This is a genomic window from Streptomyces sp. NPDC029151 (genome assembly GCF_055564315.1).
In genome coordinates this window covers 1-23,873 of the sequence record NZ_JBVHWQ010000019.1, presented here as the reverse complement: position 1 = coordinate 23,873, position 23,873 = coordinate 1, and the positions used below count along the sequence as shown (strand labels likewise).

The 23,873-nt window shown below is 68.8% G+C and carries 21 protein-coding genes and 3 pseudogenes; 13 read left to right on the top strand and 11 right to left on the bottom strand.

Going from position 1 to position 23,873, the window contains the following annotated elements; genetic code table 11:
• Positions 1-299: 299 nt before the first annotated feature.
• Positions 300-698: a DUF6197 family protein gene (locus ACZ4VF_RS37385; RefSeq protein ID WP_467931646.1), complete on the top strand. Its 399-nt coding sequence runs from the start codon at positions 300-302 to the stop codon at positions 696-698.
• Positions 699-787: 89 nt separating this feature from the next.
• Here the strand turns inward: ACZ4VF_RS37385 and ACZ4VF_RS37380 are convergent, their stop codons facing one another.
• Positions 788-997 (bottom strand): hypothetical protein, encoded by a 210-nt coding sequence (locus ACZ4VF_RS37380; protein ID WP_467931669.1) that lies wholly within the window; start codon positions 995-997, stop codon positions 788-790.
• A gap of 869 nt (positions 998-1,866) precedes the next feature.
• On the opposite strand from ACZ4VF_RS37380, the gene ACZ4VF_RS37375 reads away from it, so the two are divergent.
• Positions 1,867-2,073 carry a hypothetical protein gene (locus ACZ4VF_RS37375; protein WP_467931645.1) on the top strand — a complete coding sequence of 69 codons (207 nt, stop codon included), beginning with the start codon at positions 1,867-1,869 and terminating at the stop codon, positions 2,071-2,073.
• A gap of 42 nt (positions 2,074-2,115) precedes the next feature.
• On the opposite strand, the gene ACZ4VF_RS37370 is transcribed toward ACZ4VF_RS37375, so the two are convergent.
• Together ACZ4VF_RS37370 and ACZ4VF_RS37365 are read right to left on the bottom strand one after the other, a co-directional pair.
• Entirely contained in the window at positions 2,116-2,472 is a 357-nt protein-coding gene (locus ACZ4VF_RS37370; RefSeq protein ID WP_467931644.1) for a hypothetical protein, read from the bottom strand.
• 446 nt (positions 2,473-2,918) lie between these two features.
• Positions 2,919-3,329, bottom strand: coding sequence for a hypothetical protein (locus ACZ4VF_RS37365; RefSeq protein WP_467931643.1), 411 nt, complete (start codon positions 3,327-3,329; stop codon positions 2,919-2,921).
• A gap of 303 nt (positions 3,330-3,632) precedes the next feature.
• On the opposite strand from ACZ4VF_RS37365, the gene ACZ4VF_RS37360 reads away from it, so the two are divergent.
• From ACZ4VF_RS37360 to ACZ4VF_RS37340, 5 genes and pseudogenes are all read left to right on the top strand, one after another.
• On the top strand, positions 3,633-3,857 hold the full coding sequence (locus ACZ4VF_RS37360; protein ID WP_467931642.1) for a hypothetical protein: 225 nt from the start codon (positions 3,633-3,635) through the stop codon (positions 3,855-3,857).
• Between the two features lie 548 nt (positions 3,858-4,405).
• Positions 4,406-4,756 carry a PadR family transcriptional regulator gene (locus ACZ4VF_RS37355; RefSeq protein ID WP_467931641.1) on the top strand — a complete coding sequence of 117 codons (351 nt, stop codon included), beginning with the start codon at positions 4,406-4,408 and terminating at the stop codon, positions 4,754-4,756.
• Positions 4,757-4,903: 147 nt separating this feature from the next.
• A pseudogene (locus ACZ4VF_RS37350) lies at positions 4,904-5,875 on the top strand (ROK family protein).
• Positions 5,876-5,889: 14 nt separating this feature from the next.
• Positions 5,890-7,307, top strand: a pseudogene (gene manA, locus ACZ4VF_RS37345) (mannose-6-phosphate isomerase, class I).
• Between the two features lie 359 nt (positions 7,308-7,666).
• Positions 7,667-9,004: a cellulase family glycosylhydrolase gene (locus tag ACZ4VF_RS37340; RefSeq protein WP_467931640.1), complete on the top strand. Its 1,338-nt coding sequence runs from the start codon at positions 7,667-7,669 to the stop codon at positions 9,002-9,004.
• A gap of 58 nt (positions 9,005-9,062) precedes the next feature.
• Here the strand turns inward: ACZ4VF_RS37340 and ACZ4VF_RS37335 are convergent, their stop codons facing one another.
• Together ACZ4VF_RS37335 and ACZ4VF_RS37330 are read right to left on the bottom strand one after the other, a co-directional pair.
• The gene (locus ACZ4VF_RS37335; protein WP_467931639.1) at positions 9,063-10,103 is read right to left on the bottom strand and encodes a LacI family DNA-binding transcriptional regulator; all 1,041 of its coding nucleotides are present in this window, start codon (positions 10,101-10,103) and stop codon (positions 9,063-9,065) included.
• Complete coding sequence (locus ACZ4VF_RS37330) at positions 10,100-12,544, bottom strand: glycoside hydrolase family 2 protein (protein WP_467931638.1); 2,445 nt, start codon at positions 12,542-12,544, stop codon at positions 10,100-10,102. The genes ACZ4VF_RS37335 and ACZ4VF_RS37330 overlap by 4 nt, the downstream gene beginning before the upstream one ends.
• Positions 12,545-12,812: 268 nt before the next feature.
• Between ACZ4VF_RS37330 and ACZ4VF_RS37325 the strand changes: the two genes are divergently transcribed.
• The 3 genes from ACZ4VF_RS37325 to ACZ4VF_RS37315 all read left to right on the top strand — a co-directional run bounded on the left by ACZ4VF_RS37325 (position 12,813) and on the right by ACZ4VF_RS37315 (position 16,033).
• Positions 12,813-14,132: an ABC transporter substrate-binding protein gene (locus ACZ4VF_RS37325; protein ID WP_467931637.1), complete on the top strand. Its 1,320-nt coding sequence runs from the start codon at positions 12,813-12,815 to the stop codon at positions 14,130-14,132.
• A gap of 105 nt (positions 14,133-14,237) precedes the next feature.
• Positions 14,238-15,194 (top strand): carbohydrate ABC transporter permease, encoded by a 957-nt coding sequence (locus ACZ4VF_RS37320; protein WP_467931635.1) that lies wholly within the window; start codon positions 14,238-14,240, stop codon positions 15,192-15,194.
• Complete coding sequence (locus ACZ4VF_RS37315) at positions 15,191-16,033, top strand: carbohydrate ABC transporter permease (protein ID WP_467931634.1); 843 nt, start codon at positions 15,191-15,193, stop codon at positions 16,031-16,033. The genes ACZ4VF_RS37320 and ACZ4VF_RS37315 overlap by 4 nt, the downstream gene beginning before the upstream one ends.
• Positions 16,034-16,344: 311 nt before the next feature.
• Here ACZ4VF_RS37315 and ACZ4VF_RS37310 read toward each other — a convergent pair whose 3' ends face one another.
• Positions 16,345-16,824 (bottom strand): RICIN domain-containing protein, encoded by a 480-nt coding sequence (locus ACZ4VF_RS37310; RefSeq protein ID WP_467931633.1) that lies wholly within the window; start codon positions 16,822-16,824, stop codon positions 16,345-16,347.
• A gap of 465 nt (positions 16,825-17,289) precedes the next feature.
• Between ACZ4VF_RS37310 and ACZ4VF_RS37305 the strand changes: the two genes are divergently transcribed.
• On the top strand, positions 17,290-17,568 hold the full coding sequence (locus ACZ4VF_RS37305) for a hypothetical protein (protein WP_467931631.1): 279 nt from the start codon (positions 17,290-17,292) through the stop codon (positions 17,566-17,568).
• An 18-nt stretch (positions 17,569-17,586) separates the two neighbouring features.
• Here ACZ4VF_RS37305 and ACZ4VF_RS37300 read toward each other — a convergent pair whose 3' ends face one another.
• On the bottom strand, positions 17,587-17,964 hold the full coding sequence (locus ACZ4VF_RS37300; RefSeq protein ID WP_467931668.1) for a lasso peptide biosynthesis B2 protein: 378 nt from the start codon (positions 17,962-17,964) through the stop codon (positions 17,587-17,589).
• Positions 17,965-18,999: 1,035 nt separating this feature from the next.
• On the opposite strand from ACZ4VF_RS37300, the gene ACZ4VF_RS37295 reads away from it, so the two are divergent.
• On the top strand, positions 19,000-19,353 hold the full coding sequence (locus ACZ4VF_RS37295; protein WP_467931630.1) for a peptidoglycan-binding domain-containing protein: 354 nt from the start codon (positions 19,000-19,002) through the stop codon (positions 19,351-19,353).
• Between the two features lie 275 nt (positions 19,354-19,628).
• Here the strand turns inward: ACZ4VF_RS37295 and ACZ4VF_RS37290 are convergent, their stop codons facing one another.
• Entirely contained in the window at positions 19,629-20,237 is a 609-nt protein-coding gene (locus tag ACZ4VF_RS37290; RefSeq protein WP_467931629.1) for a TetR/AcrR family transcriptional regulator, read from the bottom strand.
• A gap of 46 nt (positions 20,238-20,283) precedes the next feature.
• Here ACZ4VF_RS37290 and ACZ4VF_RS37285 point away from each other — a divergent pair, with 46 nt between their 5' ends.
• Complete coding sequence (locus ACZ4VF_RS37285) at positions 20,284-20,748, top strand: SRPBCC family protein (RefSeq protein ID WP_467931627.1); 465 nt, start codon at positions 20,284-20,286, stop codon at positions 20,746-20,748.
• A gap of 384 nt (positions 20,749-21,132) precedes the next feature.
• Here ACZ4VF_RS37285 and ACZ4VF_RS37280 read toward each other — a convergent pair whose 3' ends face one another.
• The 3 genes and pseudogenes from ACZ4VF_RS37280 to arr form a co-directional block, all read right to left on the bottom strand.
• A complete protein-coding gene (locus ACZ4VF_RS37280) occupies positions 21,133-21,354 on the bottom strand; it encodes a hypothetical protein (RefSeq protein WP_467931672.1) in 222 nt (73 codons plus the stop codon).
• Between the two features lie 15 nt (positions 21,355-21,369).
• Positions 21,370-21,969, bottom strand: a pseudogene (locus ACZ4VF_RS37275) (hypothetical protein); the annotation flags it as partial.
• A 128-nt stretch (positions 21,970-22,097) separates the two neighbouring features.
• Positions 22,098-22,508 carry an NAD(+)--rifampin ADP-ribosyltransferase gene (gene arr, locus ACZ4VF_RS37270; RefSeq protein ID WP_467931626.1) on the bottom strand — a complete coding sequence of 137 codons (411 nt, stop codon included), beginning with the start codon at positions 22,506-22,508 and terminating at the stop codon, positions 22,098-22,100.
• Positions 22,509-23,873: the final 1,365 nt, after the last annotated feature.

Sequence of the window (23,873 nt, the reverse complement as noted above, 5' to 3'; positions counted from 1 at the left end):
CGCGAGTCCGAGCCCTTCTGGAACTCGGTCAGCACCGGCGTTGCTGGGGGCTACGTCCGACGGGAGAGGTGTCCTCACGTGCCATAGAGAAGACAGACCGCCGGCCCGGCCTTCAAAGCCCGGTCCCGGCGCCCGCAGGGATGGTTCCGTGACCGGTTACTCCGTGGCCATGCCCGGCGACTGCTCCCCGCGCGTGCGGGATGGCCCCCAGCCGCTGACAGCCTCCGGATCGGCGGGTGCTCCCCGCAGCCGCAGAGCTGACGCCGCGTCCTCTTCGCGCCGGCAGGTGGGACGGTCTCTTGGGAAGCCGGCACATCGACAGCGAGCCCGTGGACCTGGCCGACGTCGTCACCGTCCCCATTGACACCGGGCCCGCCCCGCTGCCGGAGCTGTACCCGACCCCGGTCGCGGCCCTTCTGCAGCGCGCTCACCACCGGCTCCTCACCGGCGGCTGGTGCAAGGACGCCCTGGTCGACGAGGACGGCGCCCGCTGCATGCTCGGGGCCATCCGGATCGAGGCCCGCGGCGACAGCGGCCTGGAAGCAGGCGCGGCCGCCGTGCTCCTGGACGCAATCCGCCGCAAGTTCGGCGACGACGTCGACTCCGTGCCCTCCTTCAACGACGCGCACGGCACAGGCCGCGTCCCGATCCGCATGGTCGACCAGGCCGCCGGCCTCGCCGACGCCCGCGGTCTCTGAACCCCTGCTCCGGACCACCTATGGCCTTTCCGGCCTCACCCCAAGCGACAGACGCCGCTGCTGCATAGATCGGCCGACCGAGCCGTACTTCACTCAGGCATGAGCAGTCCTCGGTCACGCAGCTGAGGCAGACAGATCTTCAGACAGGCCTCCACAGAGGCCGCATCAGTGCGCACGAGCAGGTCCTCATGGAAGGGGGCACCGTTCGCGACGAAGGTCCACGGCCTGACTCCATCACGCATGCGTTCCGCATCTGCCTTGAAGAGCACCGTGACGCCCTGCTCGGCCAGCGCCTCCATCACGCGCACAGCGTCGACCATCGTTCCCCCCGCCCGTTCGAATAGGCAGATCACGCTACACGGGGCCAGGATTCCGCGACTTGACGACCTAGCAACCGCCGCCGGATCGGCCGGCCTCGCCCGCAGCGTCCCGGCCCCCGCTACCCGTACCGCCCCGATCGGCTGCCCGGCGCCTGGAGCAGGTGATGCCGCGCCCGAGGAAGAAGCGCCGCCGCCGCGAGGTGCCTCGGGTGCCGCGCAGTGACGCGGCGCTAGCTTCATCTGTGCGTGTGAGGTGTTCGCAGTAACTGGCAGATTCTGCGCGTGCGGCCAGTAACTTGCGATGTCATGCAGGATTCAGGAAGTCGCCGCCGTCTGACGCTGCTGACTGGGCAAGCGGAGGACGGCACGCACTGGGCTTGGTCGAGGCCGAGGACCGTTGTCTGGCCGATGTCCAGATACTCCAGAGGCGGGCCGCCGCACAGAGCGATGCCGTCGACGACGCGAGCGCCGAATCTTCCGCGATCCAGCCAGGAACGTGCATCTCACCACCCCGGTCAGGGTCCCCCGACCTATTCCGTCCGACCGGCTCAAAGGACTGCTGAACCAGGCCGGCGGCGCCAAAGACAGACTCGCTCTCGTCCTGATGGCCGTCTACGCGGTTCGTCCCAAGCAAGTCGCCGAAATCCTCCTCGACGACCTCGACCGGTCCGCAGGACGACTACGAATCCGCAGGCCAAATCGGCTCGATCACGAGACCTGCCTTGACGACTTTGCCCTGCAACTCGTCAAGGACTGGATGACCGAACGTCATCGCAGATGGCCACTGAGCACCAACCCCTACCCTGATCGTCAGCCCTCTCACCGCACTGCACATCGACCGCCCGTCCGTGGTCATTTCCAACTTCAAGTCGCTCCGCGACCGCATCGGCATCAACTTCACCCAGCTCCGACAGGACCGGTTCCTGGCCGAAGCGCAGGAGACCGCTGACCCTGTCAGGCTGATGCGCTTGTTCGGGATAACCTCCTACACCGCGATTCACTACGTCCGCACCGCCCACCCAGAACGCTTCGCGATCGACCCCACCCAGGCATAGGCTCCGTCAGCTTTGGTGCTGGTGGCGAACTGGCCGAGATCGTTAAGGCCTGAGCGTGTTCAGCTGAGGATCGAAGCAGACCATTGCCATGGACTGCGCAAGGTCAGCTGCGAAGGCGGAGGCCTCCTCAGCCATGCTCCAGCGCATCGGGAAGTAGATTAGTGAGCCCCGGGCCTCACCGATCAACGGACCGGTTGACCACGGCGAGGTGTCGTCGTCGTCTTCGGTGAGGTCGCACCAGCGCGCAAGGAGTCCGGCGACGTATTCCCTGATGCGCTCGGTCGGAGGCTCGTCAGTCTCCGTCTCCATGAGGCGGTCGTAAAGGTCGTTAAAGACCCGTCCAGCGGTCTTGTCGTCCGCTGGACGTTCGCCTTCCCATACAGCCAAGTCGTAACTCATGCCCGCGAGGCTTTCACAGGGCACTGACACCAGCAGAGCCGGACGAACCCGCGTGCTTCCCTGGATGTCGCCCACCCTCCGCCAGCGCGTTCCCGACCTGGTGGCCTTCAGATTCTGCGAACCCGCTGGATTCCGAGTACGACCGCAGCGCGGCGCCGGAAGGCTTAGTCACCAGGCGGCAGTTATGTGAGATGGGCCTGAGCCCCGGCGATAACGAGGGCCCGGTCGCGATCCTGCGCTGCAAGCTGTGCGCCACCCGGCCGCAGTGGTCGTGCACCCACCCCACCCGCGGCTTCCTGCTCCGCGTCGACCTGCCCGCACGTGCGGGGATGATCCCACCGGCCAGACGGAAGACCTCGCCAGGCAGCGTGTGATCATGCTGGGTTGCGTCTCAGTCATGGCTGATGCTCCTATTGGCAGCCAAGGGGGCGAGAGCCTGGGGATGGTTAGGTTCGGTAGGGGTGTAGAGCGACGCTTTTGGTTCCGACGCTGATTTCCACCCATGACTCGTCCATGCTGCTGGGGATGGGTGATGCGAGGTCGAACAGCACGGACCAGTGGTCCATCTGGAGGTAGGCAGCTGCGTCGTTGGTCATGTGAAGGCGGCCGCGCATGATCACCCGGTCGCCTTCTTGCCGGAGCTCCGGCTCGGTGGCAGCGGTCGGCCGAGTGTTCTGGCCCCAGTGGATGTCCGCGTCGACGGCCCATTCGACGAGGTGCTGGCCGTCGGCTTCTTGCGGGTTACCGCGCCAGAGCACCACGGCGGACCCAATGGGTGTGTGAACCCGAACTGCCATGTGCTGCTGTGGGGCCTGCGGCAGGCTCTCTGCGCGGACGAACATCGCCTCATCATCCATGACGTCACGGCCCGCCTGCGGGAATGGCCCCCTCGATTTCTCCGCGCGTGCGGGGGTGGCCTCTCTCCGACTGGTGAGTCTGACCACGGCCGCCAGTGCCTCGCGCTCGAAGGGGACGGCCTCCTCGTTTGACTTCGTGGTGCTGCGGAAGACGCGGTGCTGTCCCGCGTGCGGGGAGCGCGAAGCGCCCGTAGTCGCGCCCGGCGTGCTCCTCGCGGCCTGTGAGGATGTGGCTACGTGCTGTGCACCCCCACGGCCCACGCCCACTGCCCCTGGGTCCAACTGCGGTGTACGGTCGCCGACATGAGCAGCGGGAACAGGCAGCGCCGCGACGGGTCGGCCAAGCGCGTACAGCTCACCAGCGGTGATCACTCTGGACCGAAGGACAAGCGGGGTCGGCCAGCCAGGACCATACAGCCGGACCGGCAGCAGAAGAAGGCAGCGGCAAGCAAGCAGTGGAAGGCGCTGTTCGCGCGTCTTGATGACGTGAAACGCCGGGACCAGGAACGGCAGAGCCGCCAGGCGTGAGCACGTCCGGACCCATGGCCCTGCGCTCCCCGCAGTCGCAGGACTGACGCCGCGCCCCCTTCGTACCGGCAGGCGGGACGGGCCTTTTGGTAAGCCGGTTTAGTCGGTATGCCGGATTCGGTGAAAGTCATGGAAGAGAAGCCGACGGCACGGTAAGAATGCAGGTCAGTGAGTCTGCTCCCCGCGCCCGCGGGGATGATCCCACCGCGACCTCGGGGACTTGCAGGGGGCGGCGGTTCGCGGTGGCCCCCGTAGCAAGGGCCGGGCCGCCTGGTGAGAGTGGACGGTCGTCGCCTACCTGGAGCACGCCAGGCTCGCAGGTGGGGACCGTACCGCGGTCCAACTGGACCTGCTCAGCGGCCACACGGACGTTTAAGCCGATCAATCCCCCGAGCTCCCCTACTCCAAGGTCGGGCAACGAGGCGGTCACAGGCGGAGTCGCGGCCCCTACCGGACGGGACCGCCCCGCCTTCACACCCGCATCTGCCAGCCTTTCAGAAGCTGCGAACGGGCTTATGCAAGGCTGGCAGATGGGGGGCTCTCGTGTCATGGAACAGAACGACCTCACACCCGCGGCGGTGAGGATCGCACAGACCTTCTTGGAGGACCCGACCCGCCGCTTCAACGCCACCGAGCTGATGGAAGCCGCCCGCGTGGGCAGCGACTCCCTATACCCCGCCCTCGCCCGGATGCAGAAAGCCGAGTGGGTGGAAGAGGAGGACGAGGACGAGGACGAGGAGATCGTCCGGCGCAGCAACCGACGGGCCCGCCGCTACTACTGGATGACCGGCGAAGGCATCCGAGAAGCGCACCACGCCCTCGTCGAACTCAGCGAAAGCGTGCGTCCGCCGACGACCTCGCCGGGCTGGGGCCTCAACCCTAGCCCCAAGGGGGTCTGACCAACATGGACAACGCGATCGGCGCCAGCCTGGCGACTGGGACCGCTGAGGGAGCAACCTCGGTTCCCCTAGACAACGTTGTCAGGCGCCAGGCACAGTGTCTGTTTCCGGGACACGGGTCCCGCGTTTCTCTAAAGGGATGACGTTTTGGCCGTGTACGGAGCACTCGACATAGGCGGCACGAAGGTTGCCGGGGCGATCGTCGACCCCGGTGGGGGCATCGTCATCCGGTCGCACCAGGCCACCCCCGCTCACGAACCGGCCGAAATGCTGCTGGGAGCCGTGAGCGCCGTGCTGGATGACCTGTCCACGCACGCCGCCTGGGCGGATCTCGCATCCCTGGGCATAGCGAGCGCCGGGCCGGTCGACACCGTCGCCGGCACCGTGAGTCCCGTCGACATCCCGGGCATCCGCTCGCGCCCGCGTGAACCGGCTCATGTGACTCCTGTGCTGATCGGAGACGCCGTGGCCATGACGGCGGCAGCACTGGCAGGGGGCCGCCCGCAGGGTGGACAACGCGCTGTGCATGGTGGTCTCCACGGGCGTCGGCGGTGGACTGGCCCTGGACGGCCGACTGCACGCGGGTCGATCCGGGAATGCGAGGTATATCGCACACATCTCGGTCGACCTGGACAGGTCCGAATGCCCATGCGGCGCCCGGGGTGCGTGGAGGGCCTGGCGAGCGGCACAGCCATCGCCACGCATGCCCTGGCTGCGGGCTGGATCCCGCCCACGGGATCCGCCGCCACCGCGGCCGAGGTCGCTGCTGCCGCCCGGCAGGGCGACGGCATCGCCTGGCCGGCATACGACCGCGCAGCACAGGCTCTGGCCGCGGGCATCGCCGCGACGGCCGCTCTCGTCGAACTCGACCTCGTCGTCGTCGGCGGAGGGGTGGCGCAGGCCGGCGACACGCTGTTCGCACCCCTGCGCAGGTGGATGAGCCGGTACGCGGTCCTCGACTTCGTGCGCGACCTGGCCGTCGTGCCGGCGGAACTGGCCCTGGATGCGGGGCTCATCGGCGCCGCGGCCGCTGCCTCGGCCCACACCGACGCGGGAACGGTGAGGTCGGACGGCGCAGCGATGCCGTACCCCGCCGGGGCCATGACGCACAGGGACTGAGGGCGCGATCATCGATGCTCGCACCGGCGCGTGAAAGAGCAGCCGGCAGCGACGGAGCGAATGCGCGGGTCGCTGTTCCCGTCTGCCCGGGCGCCGCCGTCGGCGGACCGGTGTCTCCCGCACCGGCGGCGCAACGGAAGCCGCCGCATGCGCATGAGCACACCAGCCGGCCCGGCCGGGCGCCGGCGCCGCCCCACTTCACACCGCGCTGTTCAACCCAGGCAGCAGTTCGAAGGGAATCGCGTTCCATGGACCGTCTCGTCAACCCCGTCCGTGCCTACCCGTGGGGGTCTACCACCGCGCCGCCCGAACTCATGGGCATCACCCCGGACGGCTCTCCGCACGCCGAGCTGTGGATGGGAGCTCATCCTGCCGCACCCTCCCAAGTCGAGCGGGAGGGCCGCTTGCAGGGGCTGGACCGCATCATCGAGGCCGACCCGGTAGGCGAGTTGGGTGATGCTCTCGTGCGCCGCTTCGGGCCGCGCCTGCCTTTCCTCGTCAAGCCGCTGGCGGCCGAATCCCCCTGTCCCTGCAGGTGCACCCCGATCCGGACGAGGCAGCCGCGGGATACGCGCGTGAGAACGACCGGGGTATCCCACTCGACGCCCCCCATCGCACCTACCGCGACGCCCAGCACAAACCGGAGATGATCGTCGCTCTGACCGCCTTCGAGGGTCTGTGCGGGTTCCGGCCGCCGGGCGAGAGCGCCGATCTACTGGACGCCCTCGGTCTGGAATGGCTGTCCCCCTGCGTCATGACGCTCCGGTCGGCCCCGGAGGAGGAGGCGCTGCGGGATGTCTTTTCCACGCTCCTCTCTCTTTCCTCCGGCCGGCTTGCGGAGGTAGATGGCGCACTGGCGGAGGACACCCGCCGTACCGGCCCCCTCAGCGGGACGCTCGCGGTGTACGCCGGCCTCGCCCGGGTCCACCCGGCCAATCCCGGCGTCCCGGCGGCGCTCCTGATCCGACACGTCCGGCTCTCGCCCGGAGAGGCACTCTTCCTCGGGGCGGGCATACCGCACGCCTATCTGCGGGGCCTGGCCGTCGAAGTCATGGCCGCATCGGAGAACGTCCTGCGCTGCTGCCTGACGAGCAAGCACGTGGACATGCCGGAACTGCTGCGCTTCGTCTGCTTCACCTCCCTCCCGGCACCAGTGGTGCAGCCTGTGCCCGGAGAGGGGGGCGAAGAGGTGTACCCGGCGCCCGTCGACGACTTCCGGCTCTCCCGTCTGGTGCCGGGCGCGAATGACAGCGCCCTCGCGCTTCCCGCAATCCCGGCCCCAGGTGCTGGTCTGCACCGCCGGCACGGTCCATGTGACCGGCCCCCGACACGATGTCGTACTCACGGGGGCCGAGTCCGCCTTTGTGCCCGCCGGAGAAAGAGTCGCCGTCTCGGGCGAGGGCACGGTGTTCCGGGCCACTTCCGGCGATGACCACTACTGAACTCCGACTAAACTTAACCGGTTTGGTCTCCATGGTTGAACAGGCAGGCCAATCACCCTAGCCTCTCTCCCAGTCGCCGATTGCGAGGCCGACCGACCCGCATATTCTCCGGGGCGAGTTCGGTAAACGGTCTCCAGCGGTGCTCTACCGTCCCGCCGCCCGGTGAGCCGCTGACCACCAGCCGGGCGGCGGGATCTCACACCGGCTCGCGCAGCTCGCTTCTCCGGTCTTCCGGCGCACCGCCGGGACCGACACGTGCCGGTGGTTCGGTCACACAGTGAACGACAGTGCCGTGCCCGTCGGCGCCTCTCGCGCCAACAAGCCCGCACCACGTCCTTGGGAGCAGGGAATGAGACAGAAACTGGCCACCGCGGCGGGAGCGTTGCTGGCCCTGGCGGCTTCGATACTGGCCGCACCGGCACCCGCACATGCCGGCACACAGACCGCGCCGGGGTTCCACGTCACCGACGGGCGGCTGCTGGACGCGAACGGCAAGGAGTTCGTCCTGCGCGGCGTGAACCACGCCCACGCCTGGTATCCCGGCAGGACGGCGCAGGCACTGAAGGACATCAAGGCGCTGGGGGCCAACTCCGTGCGTGTGGTGCTGTCCACCGGTGACCGGTGGACCAGGAACGACGCCGGCGACGTCGCGGCGGTCGTCGCGCAGTGCAAGCAGAACCGGCTCGTGTGCGTTCTGGAGGCCCACGACACCACCGGCTACGGCGAGCAGGACGGGGCCGTATCCCTCTCGCGCGCCGTCGACTACTGGATCAGCGTCAAAGAGGCGGTGCAGGGCCAGGAGAAATACGTCGTCCTCAACATAGGCAACGAGCCGTACGGGAATTCCGGGTACGCCGCCTGGACCTCCGGCACGAAGAATGCCCTCGCCCGCGTGCGGGCAGCCGGATTCCATCACATGCTCATGGTGGACGCCCCCAACTGGGGGCAGGACTGGTCCTTCACCATGCGCGACCACGCGTCAGAGGTGTTCGCCGCGGATCCCGACCACAACACTGTGTTCTCCATCCACATGTACGGTGTATTCAACACCGCCGACAAGGTGCAAAGTTACCTTAACCGGTTCATCTCACAGCGCCTTCCCATAGTGGTGGGCGAATTCGGCGACATGCACTCGGACGGCGACCCGGACGAGGACGCCATCATGTCCACCGCCCAGCGGCTGGGTGTGGGCTACCTCGGGTGGTCCTGGAGCGGCAACGGCGGCGGCGTCGAGTACCTGGACATGTCCACCGGTTTCGACGCCTCCCGGCTCACCGCCTGGGGGCAGCGGATCTTCTCGAGCCCCGACGGCATCCGGCAGACCGCCAAGGAGGCCGGCGTCTTCACCGACGCCGGCTCCTCAAGCGGAAGCTGTGCGGTCGGCTACCGCCTGAGCGACTGGGGCAACTCGTTCAACGCCGACGTCACCGTCCGCAACACCGGCACGACCGCCGTCAAGGGCTGGCAGCTCGCCTTCGCCTTCCCCGGCGGGCAGCAGCTCGTCTCCGTGTGGAACGCCAAGGCCGTGCAGCAGGGCAGCGAGGTGCGGGTGAGCAACGAGTCCTGGACGGAGACGATCCCGGCCGGTGGCAGCGTGAGTTTCGGGTTCAACGGCTCCTCGGCCACCGGCACCAACGGCGTCCCGGCCGCCTTCAGCCTGAACGGCACCACCTGCGTGAAGGACTGACCTTCCCCCCGGCATGCCGATGGGCCGCGTCCGCACGGGAGGCGGCCCTTCGGCGTCGTCAGGCCGGGGCCGCTCCCGGCGCCGGCGCGGTGGAACCGCGCGGTATCAGCGACGGCGTCGGCACCTGGTGCCCGCCTGTGTGCGTGCCGGCGACCACGTCGAACAGCACCCGTGCCACCTCGGCGCCGAAGTGGTGCACGTCGTGGCTCATGGCCGACAGCGTCGGATGGGTGATCCGGCACAGCTGCGAGTCGTCCCACGCCAGCAGCGACAGGTCGTCGGGGACGGTGAGCCCCATCTCCGCGGCTACGCCCGCTCCGGCGACCGCCATGATGTCGTTGTCGTAGACGATGGCCGTGGGCCGGTCCGCGGCGAGCAGCAGGGTGCGGGTGGCACGCGCGCCCTCCTTCTCGTCGAACCCGGTGCCGATCTGCCGCGCCTCCTCCAGGCCCAGCTCCCGGACCGTGTCCGCGAAGGCGCGGGTTCGGATGGCGCTGTGTCCGAGGTCTGCGGGGCCGCCCACGCGGGCGATGCGCCGGTGGCCGAGGGCCGCGAGGTAGCGGACGGCCTCGGCGACCGCCGACGCGTCGTCCGTCCACACCGCGGGGAACGGCCCGGTGAGGGAGGGGTGGCCGACGGCGACCGCGGGCATGCCGAGGCCCTGCAGGGCGGGTACCCGGGGATCGTCCTGGCGGAAGTCCACCAGGATGGCGCCGGCGATCATCCGCCCGCGCCACCACTCCTTGTAGAGCGCGATCTCCTCGTCGAGGTCGCGCACCAGTCGCAGCAGCAGCGAGCAGGAGCGCTCCGCCAGGATGCTCTCGATGCCGGAGATGAAGTCCATGTAGAACGGCTCGAGGCCGAGCAGCCGGGCGGGCCGGCACAGGGCGAGCCCGACGATGTCGACCCGTCGGCTGGAGAGGCTGCGGGCGGTGGCGCTGGGGGCCCAGCCGAGTTCGCGGGCCACCGCGAAGATACGCTCCCGGGTGGCCTCGGAGACGCCGGGCTTGTGGTTGAACGCCAGCGACACCGCTCCCTTGGACACCCCGGCGCGGGCCGCCACGTCCTTGATGGTGACGCGTTCCGGTGAGTCGCTCACACCACGTCCACGCAGAACAGGGCGGCCCTCGCCGCGGCGGCCGTGACGGAGCCGCAGCCGCTGACGCGGATGCGCGTCCGCTCGCCGGGCAGCAGGGTCTGCCTGCCGCGGTCGCAGACGGCGGCCGGGTCGAGCCGGTCGGGCTGGAGCAGGAGGTCTCTGACGAGGGTACGGGCGCTCACCACGACATCGACTCTATCCCCCTGACCTGGCACCGGCTCCACGGTGACGTCATAGGCCGGGCGCGGCTGGGCGAACTCCTTGTCAGGTACGGGGAAGTGCAGGGCACGCAGCGCTTCCGTGCCCGCCGCGCCCCCGCCGTCGTGCGGGCGCACCGGCTCCCGTGCGTCGGCCACCAGGAAGTCCTGCGGGGACCCCTCGTCCGGTGCGAGCGCCGCGGGGACGGCGAGCCGGGTCACGGAGCGCGGCTCGGCCGAGACCTCCACGACGGCTTCGCCGACCGTGGTGCCGTCGCCCCGCATCCGTCGCAGGGTCACCGGGGTCCGCCAGGGCGTGGCGCCCTGGTTGATCACGGCGAGCACCAGGCCGCCGCGGTCGGGGCGCAGGGTCAGCAGCCGGTCGGCGTAGACGCGGCGCAGCTCGTGGTGGAGCGGCTTGGGGCGGCCGTCGCCGTCGATCGCGGACCACGAGGTGACCGGCCAGCAGTCGTTGAGCTGCCAGACGATCGTGCCGGCACAGACCGGCCAGTGCGAGCGCCAGTGCTCGATGCCCTCCGCGACCGCACGGACCTGTACGAGCTGGGTGAGGTAGTGCCAGCGGTCGAAGTCGTTCTTGGGCAGCGGGAAGTGGCGCGCGACGCCGCGGTCCAGCTTGCCGTTGCCGTTCTCGGCCTTCTGGTGGTGGAGCATGCCGGGCGAGTCGGGGGCGAGGTCCTCACCGGGCAGGGCGCGGTGCAGGGTGGCCAGGGCGGGCGGTGCCTGCCAGCCGAACTCGGCGACGAAACGGGGCACGCTCGCCCGGTACTCGGCGTAGTCTTCGCGGTTCCACACCTCCCAGGAGTGGTGGGTGCCGTGGGCGGGGTCGTTGGGGTGGTGGTCCCAGGACCCGGACCACGGGCTGCCCGCTGTGTAGGGGCGGGTGGGGTCCAGCTCGGCGACGATCCGCGGCAGCAGGCCGAGGTAGTAGCCCTCCCCCCAGGAGTCGCCGGCGAGCGGTGCCTCCCAGTCCCAGTCGCGGAAGCCCCACAGATTCTCGTTGTTGCCGTTCCACAGCACGAGCGAGGGGTGCGGCATGAGCCGGACAACGTTGTCGCGCGCCTCGGCCTCGACCTCACCGCGCAGCGGCTGCTCCTCTGGGTAGGCGGAGCAGGCGAAGAGGAAGTCCTGCCAGACCATCAGGCCGAGTTCGTCGCACGCGTCGTAGAAGGCGTCGTCCTCGTAGATGCCGCCGCCCCAGACCCGGACCAGGTCGACGTTGGCCCCGGCGGCCTGGGCGAGGCGGGTGCGGTAACGCCGGGGCGTGACCCGGGAGGGGAAGGCGTCGTCGGGGATCCAGTTGACGCCGCGGGCGAAGATCCGGACGCCGTTGACGACCAGGGTGAAGGCGGTGCCGTGCTCGTCGGGCGAGCGGTCGAGTTCGATCGTGCGGAAGCCGATCCGCCGCCGCCAGGTGTCGAGCGGGCCGGTCGCGTCGCCCAGGGTGATGTCGAGGTCGTACAGGGGCTGAGCGCCGTAGCCGCGGGGCCACCACAGGCGAGGAGCGGGAACGTCGAGGTGCAGGACCGCCTCGTCACAGCTCAGTTCGGCCTCCGTGTGCACACCGGCCACCTCCGCCCGGACGCGCAGAGGCCGGCCACTCCCCTGCGCGGTGCGCTCGACCCGCAGCCGCACCTCCACCCGGCCGGTCCCGTCGGCCACGGTGACCAGGGGGCGCACTTCGGCCAGGCGGGCGGTGGACCAGTGCTCGAGCCGGACGGGCCGCCAGATACCGGCGGTCACGAGCGTGGGCCCCCAGTCCCAGCCGAAGTTGCAGGCCATCTTGCGGATGTACTGCGACGGCTCGGGATAGACGTTGGGCCGCTCCCCCGTCACGGCGCGCACGGCCGCGGCCTCGTCGTAGGCGGAGGCGAAGCGGACCTCCAGCTCACCGGTGCGGCCGGTGACGTCGAATCGGTACGTGCGGTGCATGTTGCGCGTGGTGCCCAGCGGCCGGCCCGCGAGAGTGAGGTACGCGGCCGTGTCGAGTCCCTCGAAGACGAGATCGGTGCGCTCGTGCCCACTGTCGTGACCAAGCTGCCGGACGTAGGTCCAGGCGCGGCGCCCCACCCAGGCGACCTCGGCTTCGTTGCGGCCGATGTAGGGGTCCGGAATGGCCTGAGCGGCCAGCAGATCGGTGTGGACGCAGCCGGGGACCGTGGCCTCGAGCACCTCCTCCCCGTGGTGCAGACACCAGCCGTCGGTGAGCTGGGTGACGTCCTTCATGGTGCGGCTCCATTCGCCTGACGCAGACCGGTCGACGGACAACGGCGGACAACTTAACCCGCTGATCAGGACCCTGTCCATAAACCGGTCAAGCTCCGAGACTATAGGTCGGCCAGCAAAAAGCCGCACGTCAAAGCATCAATCCACGTGTGATGGTAACGATTGGGCATCACCCTCGAAGTCCTAGCTGTACCGGTTAATCAACGCCTGACATAGTGCCGACATCCCACCCACGGAGCTGAGCCGCCATCCTGAAGGAGCTGGGCACATGAGGACGAAGAGGACGTTCGCGGGAGCGTTCATGGCGACCGCGATACTGACTGTCGCCGGATGCGGAGGCGGGGGCACGGCCTCCGGCGAGACAGCCAAGGCACCTGCCGACCCGGCGCACGCGTCAGGCACGATCAAGGTGCTGACCGCCCGGACCGACCTCGTCCAGAACGGCACGATGGCCCGGTACGCCGCCGAGTTCAACAAGACCTACCCCAAGGTCACGGTGAAATTCGAGGCTCTCACCGACTACGAGGGCGAGGTCAAGATCCGGATGAACACCGAGGACTACGGCGACGTCCTGATGATCCCGGCCGCCGTCGCCAAGAACGACTACCCGAAGTTCTTCGCCCCTTTGGGCGGCACCACGGAACTGAGCGCCAGATACCGCTTCAGCGACAAGACCGATGTCGGGGGCAAGGTCTACGGCATCGCCCAGTTCGGCACCGCCAACGGCTTCGTCTACAACAAGGCCGTCTGGAAAAAGGCCGGCGTCACCAAGTGGCCGGCCAGCCCGGAGGAGTTTCTCGCCGACCTGAGGGCCGTCAAGGCGAAGACGGACGCCCTGCCGTACTACACGAACTTCAAGGACGGCTGGCCGCTGACGTCCTGGAGCAACAACATCGGCTCCGTCACCTGCGACGCCGAGGCCAACGACAGACTCGCCGGCGCGGTGTCCCCGTGGAAGGAGGGCAGCGAGCTCCACACCATCGACTCCCTGCTCTACGGCATCGTCAAGGACGGCCTGTCCGAGAAGGACCCCAGCACGACCAACTGGGAGGCGTCCAAAGGCATGATCGCCCAGGGCAAGGTCGCCACGATGCAGCTCGGGTCGTGGGCCATCACGCAGATGCAGGACGCGGCCAGGAAGGCCGGCAGGAACCCGGCCGACATCGGCTTTATGCCCTTCCCGGTACAGAAGGCGGGCAAGTACTGCGCCGTCCTCGCCTCCGACTACCAGCAGGCGGTGAACGTCCACTCCTCGCACAAGGCGGCCGCCCGGGCCTGGATCGACTGGTTCACCGACAAGTCCGGCTACTCGGCCAAGGAGGGCGCTGTCCCGGCCGTCAAGTCCGCCCCCATGCCGAGCACCCTCAAGGCCTTCATTGACAACGATGTCAGCTTTGTCGAGCGCTCCGAGACGAAGACCGGTCGGGTCAACACGATCGACAATGCCGCCGAGATCGGTTTGAACAAGCCCGACTACCGCCAGAAGCTGATCGACCTCGCGCGCGGCGCCCAGAAGGGCAGCCTCGACGACTACTTCGCGGACCTCGACAAGCGGTGGGATGAGGCTGCCCGGACGGTCGGCTCCTGAGCGGCGCACCGCTTTCCCCCTGGCACACCGCCCGCCGCCGCGGCCCCGTCCGCCCCTGACGGGGCCCGGCGGTCTGCGGGCATCCGCGAAGACGAAAGGTCCGGCATGACCGAGACGACCCACAAGGCACCCGCCAAGGTGCCACGTACAACCGCACCGGCCCGCACGCCGCTTTCCAACGGCGGCCGCCGGGGCGGCAGCCTGCTGCGCCGGCTCACCCCGTGGCTCTTCCTGGGCGTCCCCCTGGCACTGCTGATCACGTTCACCTATGTGCCCGTCGGCAACATGATCTACTACAGTTTCACCGACTGGGACGGCGTCAGCCCGGACCGCCGCTTCACAGGCGTCGACAACTACGAGCAGATCTTCACCCGCCCCGAACTGTTCCGGGTGTTCTTCGTCAGCTTCTACTACCTCGCCGCCTCCGCCGTACAGATCGCGATCGCCCTGTACTTCGCGACCGTGCTCAGCTTCGACCTGCGGTTCCGGAACCTCTTCAAGGGGATCCTGTTCTTCCCCTACCTGATCAACGGCGTGGCCATCGGTTTCGTCTTCCTGTACTTCTTCCAGGACGGAGGCACGCTCGACTCGGTGCTGTCCTGGTTCGGCGCCGGCTCCGGCCACGCCTGGCTGGGCGACCCCGAGTCCGCCAACACCTCCCTCGCAGGGGTGTCCGTCTGGCGCTTCACCGGCCTGAACTTCGTCCTGTTCCTCGGCGCGATCCAGTCGATCCCCGGCGAACTGTACGAGGCGGCGCAGCTGGACGGTGCCACCCGCTGGCAGCAGTTCCGGCACATCATCGCTCCGAGCATCCGCCCGGTGGTCAGCCTGAGCGTCATCCTGGCGATCTCCGGGTCCCTGTCGGTGTTCGAGATTCCTTACATCATGACCGGGGGCGCGACCGGCACCACGACGTTCGTCATCCAGACGGTAAAGCTCGCCTTCCAGTTCAACAAGACCGGCCTGGCCTCGGCCGCCGCCGTCGTCCTGCTCCTGATCATCCTGCTGATCACCTGGATCCAGCGCCGCCTCGTGCCCGACGAAAAGGTGGACCTCGTATGACCACGCCCCCGCCCACCCGGCGCCGCCTCACGCCGGCCCTCACCTACCTGTCGCTGATCCTCGCGTCGCTGGTCGTCCTCGTCCCGCTCGTCGTCGTCTTCCTCACCTCGCTCAAGACCTCCAAGGAGGTCGCAGACGGCGGCCCACTCTCCCTGCCGGACAACTGGCTGAACCTCGACAACTACGCGACGGCCTTCACCGACGGCAACATGCTGTCCGCCTTCGTCAACACCACCGTCATCCTGCTTTTCTCCATCACCGGCACAGTGATCATCGGCTCGATGACCGCGTACGCCATCGACCGCTTCGACTTCCGGGCCAAAAAACCGATCATGGCGCTCTTCCTGATCGCCACGCTGGTACCCGGCGTCACCACCCAGGTCGCAACCTTCCAGGTGGTCAACAGCTTCGGCCTGTTCAACAGCATCTGGGCGCCGATCCTGCTCTACATGGGCACGGACATCGTCTCGATCTACATCTTCCTGCAGTTCATCCGCGGCATCCCCGTCTCGCTCGACGAGGCCGCACGCCTGGACGGAGCGAACTGCCTCACCATCTACTGGGAGATCATCCTCCCGCTGCTCAAACCGGCGATCGCCACGGTCGTCATCATCAAGGGGATCACCGTCTACAACGACTTCTACATCCCGTTCCTCTACATGCCGTCGGAGGACCTGGGCACCATCTCCACCGCCCTCTTCCGCTTCAAGGGCCCGTTCGGCGCGCACTGGGAGGACATCTCGGCCGGCACGATCCTGGTCATCGCCCCGACCCTCGTGGTCTTCCTCTTCCTCCAGCGCTACATCTACAACGGTTTCGCACAGGGTGCGACGAAGTGACATCCTGTGCGGCCAGGGTGCCTCGCGGCGGCCGGCAAGGCGCGGTGGTCACGCCGGCTCGCCGGCAGCCAAGCGTGCTCGGCAGGTCGATCCGAACGCACGGAGGTGCCCCGTCCACGAGTACGGACCCGATACGGTCGAGGGTGGTGCCCGGATCAAGGCACCACCCTCGACCGTTGTACAGCGCACCTGATCGCGAGACCTGGATCAGTCCGTCTCCGGCCTGGGCGAGGCTGATCACCGTTATCACGCCTGTCAGGCCGGAGGGGCGGCTCTTCTCTGTTGCCCCAGCGCGCGTGCTGCGCGGGAAATCAGTCCTGGTCCTGCGAGGAGGGGTAGATCCGCCACAGCTGGGAGAGGTTGGGTCCGCCCCACATGCGGGTCAGGCCCACCAGCCGGTCGTTGCCCTGGAGGTGGTCGGCGATGGCCAGAGCGTAGCGCGGATGCAGGACCGAGACCAGGTAGAAGTCGTTGCCACGGTCCGCGTGGGAGACCAGCCGCCAGTGCTGGTTGAGGCTGTCGGTGGGTTCCTGGAGGGTCACGAGGTCGGGCGGGTTGGCCCCTGCGGTCAGGCAGCGCCGATTGGTGTAGGACTCGATGCGCACCGTGCCGTCGGCGTTCTGCCGCAGGAACCACCGGTGCGAGCCGTTGTCCTTGGCGAACGGGTCCTGAGCCCAAGTCTGGGTGTGGTTGCCGACACCGTCATGCCAGTCGTTGCACATGAAGTAGGTGCCGGTGACGTGGTGGGTCATGGTCACCGAACCGCCCGCGAGCAGTACAAGGTCAGTCAAGACAGCGCTCCTCAGCGTCGAGAGTTGCCACGGAGAAGGGGCCCCTGCAACTCAACGTAGCCAGCCGACGGTTGCTCAATCGCAGGAGAATTAGCCCATTCACGAGACCAGAGCAGCTCCGGAAGATTTCGAACGCAGAACTGCCTCTCTTCGCATGCACTTGCGCGACGTCACCCACAGGAGTCACACGCGTCGCAACGGCGCGGCATCGCATCCTCGTCTTCACACGGGCGAACGCAGAGATCTCACACAAACACAAGTGGCAAGGGCGAGAACCAGACAGCCGTCCCTATGGGGCGCTGACCGGATCCTGCGCTGGATGCGCCATGCGACGAACCGAGCACGACGCCGGCCAGGCCGCCAAGCGTCTGAAGGTGGCCGCAGCCACCTTCCGGTGGGCCCGGCACACCGGCCTCATCCCCCAGCGTGTCGTCGTCCCGGTGGTCCCGGGCCGCCGTGGAGGCGATGGACGCCGACGCCATCCAAGCCGCCATGCCCTCCCCGGCGATCTCCGGCGGCGCGGCGGTCGACCGGATCGCCGACGCGCTCGGCACCCCCAACGTGATCGACGAGAAGGCGAACGTGACGGCGTTCGTGGTGCGGCGGTTCGTCGACCGCAGCCTGCTGGTCGATCTGAGCGCTGACCGCAGGCCGGACGGCGGGTCGCTGGTGTTCGTCTCGTGCTGCTGCCGGTTGCGCGTTCAAGCGGTAGGGCAGACGCCTACGGTGATCACGGGGTGGTAGGTCGTGGTGTCATCGGGTTCACCGACCGGCCGCCCTTCGGCTTCTGCCCAAGCGTGGGCTACGAGGGCGCGGTGCGTACGCCGGAGCACCAGGTGGCCAGTGGCCGTGGATCCGGCACAGCAGGGTGGTGGTGAGTGAGCGTGGGAGGCAGTAGCGGCCGGCGCACAGGGTGCTGGAGGCTGTGACGTCCTGCCGCGCGCGTAGTGCTTCGCCGTATCGGGCGGGACGGGCGCCGCGCCGGGCGAGGCGCGGTACGGCGCGGATTCGGCGGGGTGGCAGGCGGGCGATGATCCGGGCCGCGCTGACGGCGGTGTGGTCGCGATCGCGGTAGGGGGCGACGGCGGCCTGCTGGTCCTTGTCCCGGGCGGCGGTGCCGTAGACGAGATGGGGTGCCATGGGGCTGGCCGGGACGTCGGCCACGAGCACGCTGGTGACGCCGTCGGCCGCTGCCGGACCCGTACCCGACCCCGGTCGCGGCCCTCCTGCACAGCCCCCACCACCGGCTGCTCACCCGCGGCTGGTGCGGGGACGCCCTGGTCGACGAGGACGGCGCCCGCTGCGCACGGCATAGGCCGGTGGTCCCACTGCTGTCTGCTGATCGTGCATTGAGACAGCTTCGGACGAACTGCGTATCGCTCCACAAGGAAATGGGCGCCCACGGACGTGGATCGAGGAGGAACGCCGATGGAACGCGATGGCACCCGATCACAACTGGACTTCGCTGTGGAGCGCGACCCCGCGCAGGAGATCCAGGACTCCTTCCAGGCGATCCTGGACGCCCTTGACGCCGCACGCGCCGAGCTCCACGCGGAGGGCCGGAGCCTGCGAACGGCGAGCCCCCCGCGATCCTTCGATCACCACGGCGGAGCGACCGCGAACGGCAGCCGAGCAGTTCCTGTCAAGGTTCCCTCGTCTCCGCCGGCTCCTCCGCCCCCGGCCGTGCCTCCGCTGACACAGCGGGTGAGGCGTCCGCCTGGGCCCCCAGGCCTGGCACCCGCCCTTCCGCGAGGCGTCCCGCCGACCGTCGTCGATCCTCCGCCGGCCAGCCATGTGCGCCGGCCACCGCAGGACCCCGTGGTGCAGCCGCTGTGGTCACACGGCGGGCAACAGCGGGTGGAGGAGCAGCCCACCACGAGCGGCACAACCCCAACGCGCCTTGAACCGAAGCGATCCGAGCCGTCGACAGACCGCCCTGTCGTCGGATTTGCACGAGCCGGCGTGCGCAACTCACCCGGCCCGCCCCCGGAGGCCTCTTGGACGGCAGAGCCGGAACATCTCGCACCCCCCACCGCGCCTCCCGATGCCCCACCCCATCAGGCTCCACCGTGCCCGGACACGGTGCGGATGCCGTTGACGCAAGGAAGGCCAGGACATCGGCGGCTCACCGACCGGCGGCACGTGCGGGTCGCCGGATTCTTCGGGCTGGGTGCCATGAGCGGACTGCTCCTCGCCTCGTCGCTGCTCACGCACGGGCACTCCGAGCCGCCGCCGCCTGCCTCCGTAGAGGAACCCGAAAGTCCGCTGCCCAGCGACACCGCGCCGCTCCCCGAGATCCCGGGCACCGGCGTACTGCGTGAGGGCGACAGCGGGCACGGGGTGTACGAGTTGCAGGTGCGTCTGCTCCAGATCCCGCAGCTCTACGACGGCGGTGCGATCGACGGCCGCTTCGACGCGGAGGTCCGGCAGGCCGTGGCCAGATTCCAGCAACGGTTCGGCATCCGGGGAGACGAAAGCGGCGTGTACGGGGACGACACCCGCTACGCCCTCATGCTGCGCACGAAGTAGTCCACACCGACTGCAACGAGTGGACGGCCGCAGCCAGGGACACATGGATCAGCAACCAGCGCAGCCGGGCAGCGACCCTGTCCCCGGCACGCATCGAACAGCTCTCCGCCATCGGCGTACGTTGAATATAACCGGACGTGGAAGTGTACATATCACGTACGAGCCCACAGCCGCCGACACCTCGGCGAACGTCCGGTACGCCTCGGCCTGCTCATCGCGCAGAAATCACCGAGCCCTCAGGAAACTCGACGGTTCAGGCCTGATCGGTGATCTCCTCACTCCGAGCCGTAGTACAGCCGGAGGAACTCCTCCATCGCCGCGTCGACGCCGGCGCGGTCACCGGTGGCGAGCAGGTCCAGCAGCAGGCCGCGGACGGCGGCGAGTCCCAGCCTGGCCCGGTTCCGGGCCACGGCAGGGTCCACCCCCGCCCCGACCTCGGCGGCCACGAGCGGTTCCAGCCAGTCCGTCACCAGCCCTTCGAGGACCGGGGCGGCCTCGGGGCGGCCGCGCAGCGCGTGCCCGCAGATTTCGAAGAAGAGCCGCTCCTGACCGGCCAGCCGAGGGGCCGTGAGCTGCCGCCACAGCAGCCGCGCGACATCGGCGGGCGAGAGACCGGGCTCCAGGCGGAGCCGGGACAGCACGTCGCGCTGGCGTCGCTCCGACGTCCGGACGATCTCAGCGAGCAGCTGTTCCTTGGAGCCGAAGTAGTGGATCAGCATGCGGTGGCTGACGCCGATCGCGGCGCCCAGCCTGCGCAGGCTCAGGTCCGCGATGCCGTGTGCCGCGACGTGGTCGACAGCCGCGTCCACCAGTTGTGCGCGCCGAGCCCCATGCGCGCCTTGCCCGGCCTCGCCCTCGGGATGCGGGTCGTCCGTGGTCACCACGTCACGACTGTACCAATCGGTACGTGGCGCATGTACCGTGTGGTACATGAAGTCTGTCATCGTGTCGATCGACGTACCTCAGACTCCCGAGCAGGTCTACGGCTTCCTCGACGTCATGGCGAACCACGAGCGGTTCACCGACCACTACCTGACCAACTGGCGCTACACCGGGCCCGCCAGGGGCATCGGATCGTGCGCCACGGTCACCGCCGCGCTGGGCGGCACGAAGACCGACGTCACCATCGACGTCGTCGAGGCCGAGGCCCCTCGGCGCATCGTCGAACGCAACGTCAGCGCGGCCGGCGGGCGGCAGGGCCGCGGCACCTACACCATCGAGCCGCTGCCCACCGGCGGGGCCCGCGTATCGTTCACGTACACGTGGGTACGCGCCCCGCTCACCGACCGGCTGCTGGCCCCCGTCGTACGGGCCACGATGCGGCACGCCAACCGCACGGTCATGCAACGCCTGGCCACCGAGTTGGCTTCCCACGCGTCCGCCGCCGAATCCTGACGACGGTAGCTGCCGCCCCTTCCCCCCGGCACAGGCCCGACACCCACCGGGGCCCTGCCACAGCGAAACCCATGACAGCCAGCGACCAGACCCGCTAACCGCCCCACAACAGCCGCTTGGTCACCCCATGACAACGCCCCCAACCCCGCCCCACACCCACTACCAGGACACCCGCATCACGATTCCGCTGACCACCGCCCACTGCCACCCCACCACCCACTCACACTTTGCCCTGGCGCACGACGACGCCGGGCGTCGTGGGCATGCTGGCCTGGAGGTGCTGCTGGGTGAGGTGGAAGGCGCGTTGCCATTCCACCGGTCGATGTCGTCCAGTCGCTCCGTCGCTCATGTGACAGAGCGGCGACCGCCGAGCACAGGCAGGCCTTATGCGCGCCGGTGCTCGATCTCAGCGACCTTGCGGGCGGCGGCCCTGGCGTTCTTCAGGAAGATCCCTGCTGATCCCTTGTAGGTGGGGTCTGTCGGGGCCAGGGGGGCCTGACTCCGCTGCTCCTGCACGCTCCGCCGCAAGCCTTCCTCCCCCACGAGGTCGTAGTGCGAACGGACCATGCCGAGCTTCTCCAGTTGCCGGGCGCGGTCGGCGTCCATGTCTCCGCGGGCGTAGAAGCGCCGGTTGTCGGCGATCCACTGTCCAAGCGGGAAGTTGGCGAGCGTGGTCGGCCACTCGCCTTCGGTCTCTTGGTCGTCGGGGCCGGCATGCGCTGGGTGAAGGGCACCTTGAGGTCGCCGTGGATCCGGTTGTAGATGACGGAGGTTTCGATGCCGCGCCGCCAGTGCTCGTGTACGGGGGGAGGAGGACCCGCAGGTTGCGCAAAGCGTCTGTCCCGGAGAACCGTCCACCGGGCGCCTGCGCGCAACGCTGACGCCCCCTGAGACAGACGGACCGTGAGAACTGCCCCTCAAGACGCCGTCGACGCGCTGCAAGAGCTCCGCCCGGCCTTCCTGCGCGGCGCAGGCCTTGGCCTGGTCGTCACCGGACACTTTCACGCCCGATGGTGCAACCGCACGACGGCAGCCATCACGTGGAGGGGGGCCGTAACCGCTGGCCTGCCTAGCATCCACGTCAGCGGTGTCATGCGAAGTACGCGACCTCGTCGTCCTCAACCAAGATGACGACGCGTTGGGTCGCGTTCCTATACCGCGCAACCACTCATGTCCGCAACCGCTGCCCGCCGGCAGTCGCCGGGGGGAAGGCCTCAGCATGCTCCATTCGAACTTCCTCGGGGACGGGCAGGAGTACCAGGTCTACATTCACAGACGTTCACATCGGACAGCGGCGGCCTGGTCGGTGCCGGTCCTTACCGTTCCTACAGGACGATCGGGCGGGACCATCAGTTGATGAGGTCCGCCCGCTCCGCCCCACGCACCGCGGCCAGCCGGTCCCGCCACATCCGAAGAGCTTCGGGTGTCTGTCGCATCCAGTCGGTGACCTCGCCGACGATCCTCAGCGGCTCCCTGCTGCGGTACGAGCGGGTGGGATTACCAGGGAACTTCTTGTCGGTGACGTTCGGATCGTTCTCGAACTCCCCGGTCGGTTCCACGACATACACGCGCGGGGTCCCGTCGCCGGCGGCGAGCTCTGCGGCGAGTCCCGCGCCGTCGCGCAACGCGGTGAAGTAGATGTGGTTCATCACGATCTCGGGCCGGTAGTTGGAACGGAAACCGGCGGTCAGGAGATCTCCGACTCGCAACTGGGCCTTGGTGCCGTGGAAAAACGGTCCTTCGTCCAACACCTCGTCCATCCTCACACGTTACCTCATCTGGTTGTCGTGACGGCGGGTTGTCGAGCAGGGCTGCCGTCGGCAGTCTTGGGACATCCCTGCCATCGTGCGGCCGGTCACCGCCATCGTCATCCCCCAACCGCCGGAGGAACCGCGCCTGGTCCGCGATGAACCCGTCGGTGTACAGCTTCCTGGGTGCGACGACGGCGGTCAGGATCAGGCGCCACCCGGACCGTTCCAGGTCCTCGTCGACCAGTGAGTGGGTGGCCCCGGGATAGTGCGCGACCGTCAGGGACCGTGCGGGCAAAACCCTGCGGTAGACGGCCACCGGAGGGCCGGAGCCGTCGGACGCCGAGCGGCTCGGCACGGCTGTGGAACTGGCCGCTCGGTTCACCGCGGCGATGGGCCCCGATCCGCTCCTGCCACCAGAACTGTTGCCGAGCCCTGGCCCGGGAGCCGCGCCCGCCGCCTGGCAGCCGCATGCTGGAGGATCCTCGCCGAAACCAGCACGGCCGACAGCACTCCGACCCCGCGCCTGTTCACGCTTTACGCCGAAGCACCGCCCCCGGTGGACAACAGCGGTGACACCTTGCGCGTCGGCTGGTCCGCCGACAGCGGCTGCAGCACGGACTCGTGTGTTTCCAGGGTGCTCGCCCAGGTGTCGACCGGCACTCACGAGCACCCGTCGCCACCGCAACTGTCGCCCCTGCGGCCGGCGCCGCCCTCACCCTCTACGCGCCCCAGGCAGGCCAGCGGGCGAGGCCCGGTCCGCCAGGGTGGTCCAGCACGTCCTTGACGTTCGCTGAGCGCTCCGCCACCGGTCAGGACACCGACTCAGGCAGGTGCGCCGGACAGCCGACCCTGGGTGCCGCTTGGACGCCCTTCACCTCCTCAATCGAGGCGCTCAGTGGGAGCGGTGACGTCCTTGCGGGTCAGCGCCAGCAGCCGGTTGACGCCCGCTGCCAGGTGCCTGCGGTAAGCACGTCTCGTCTGCGCAGCGGTCGCGTCTTCCAGGGTGGTGCACGCGCATCCACTCCACGAAGCAGAGTTGGCAGCCGGAACGCAACAGCACCGGCCGCTGCAGTCTGCGCCGGGTCGGTGTGTGGAACGTGAGACCGATCATCCGGTTGGGCCAGACCCCCAGCAGGGCCCCCGAGCGGCCACGCCCGCGATCAGCTCCGTCGAGTGCTCTCGACACCGGCGGGTAGGGTCCTGGTTCGGTGCCCAACCCGCGTCTGGTGGGATGCTCCCCGCGCCGCGGGGAAGATCCGTGCGGAGTTGGTCGCCGGCGGACTTAGAGGTCCTAACAAAGGCGTTGGACGTGGCGGTGTGTGATGAGGCAGGTGGCGAGGCCGAGAAAGGCTTCGTGGATGTCGTCTCGTCGCT

Coding starts and splice junctions, on each gene's coding strand:
- ACZ4VF_RS37380 (WP_467931669.1), bottom strand. CDS start 997: ATGGAGGCGCTGGCCGAGCAGGGCGTCACGGTGCTCTTCAAGGCAGAT.
- arr (WP_467931626.1), bottom strand. CDS start 22,508: ATGGACGAGGTGTTGGACGAAGGACCGTTTTTCCACGGCACCAAGGCC.
- ACZ4VF_RS37340 (WP_467931640.1), top strand. CDS start 7,667: ATGAGACAGAAACTGGCCACCGCGGCGGGAGCGTTGCTGGCCCTGGCG.
- ACZ4VF_RS37300 (WP_467931668.1), bottom strand. CDS start 17,964: ATGGCACCCCATCTCGTCTACGGCACCGCCGCCCGGGACAAGGACCAG.
- ACZ4VF_RS37285 (WP_467931627.1), top strand. CDS start 20,284: ATGAAGTCTGTCATCGTGTCGATCGACGTACCTCAGACTCCCGAGCAG.
- ACZ4VF_RS37280 (WP_467931672.1), bottom strand. CDS start 21,354: ATGGACGCCGACCGCGCCCGGCAACTGGAGAAGCTCGGCATGGTCCGT.
- ACZ4VF_RS37360 (WP_467931642.1), top strand. CDS start 3,633: ATGAGCAGCGGGAACAGGCAGCGCCGCGACGGGTCGGCCAAGCGCGTA.
- ACZ4VF_RS37370 (WP_467931644.1), bottom strand. CDS start 2,472: ATGAGTTACGACTTGGCTGTATGGGAAGGCGAACGTCCAGCGGACGAC.
- ACZ4VF_RS37320 (WP_467931635.1), top strand. CDS start 14,238: ATGACCGAGACGACCCACAAGGCACCCGCCAAGGTGCCACGTACAACC.
- ACZ4VF_RS37365 (WP_467931643.1), bottom strand. CDS start 3,329: ATGGATGATGAGGCGATGTTCGTCCGCGCAGAGAGCCTGCCGCAGGCC.
- ACZ4VF_RS37325 (WP_467931637.1), top strand. CDS start 12,813: ATGAGGACGAAGAGGACGTTCGCGGGAGCGTTCATGGCGACCGCGATA.
- ACZ4VF_RS37330 (WP_467931638.1), bottom strand. CDS start 12,544: ATGAAGGACGTCACCCAGCTCACCGACGGCTGGTGTCTGCACCACGGG.
- ACZ4VF_RS37355 (WP_467931641.1), top strand. CDS start 4,406: ATGGAACAGAACGACCTCACACCCGCGGCGGTGAGGATCGCACAGACC.
- ACZ4VF_RS37305 (WP_467931631.1), top strand. CDS start 17,290: ATGGACGCCGACGCCATCCAAGCCGCCATGCCCTCCCCGGCGATCTCC.
- ACZ4VF_RS37295 (WP_467931630.1), top strand. CDS start 19,000: ATGAGCGGACTGCTCCTCGCCTCGTCGCTGCTCACGCACGGGCACTCC.
- ACZ4VF_RS37315 (WP_467931634.1), top strand. CDS start 15,191: ATGACCACGCCCCCGCCCACCCGGCGCCGCCTCACGCCGGCCCTCACC.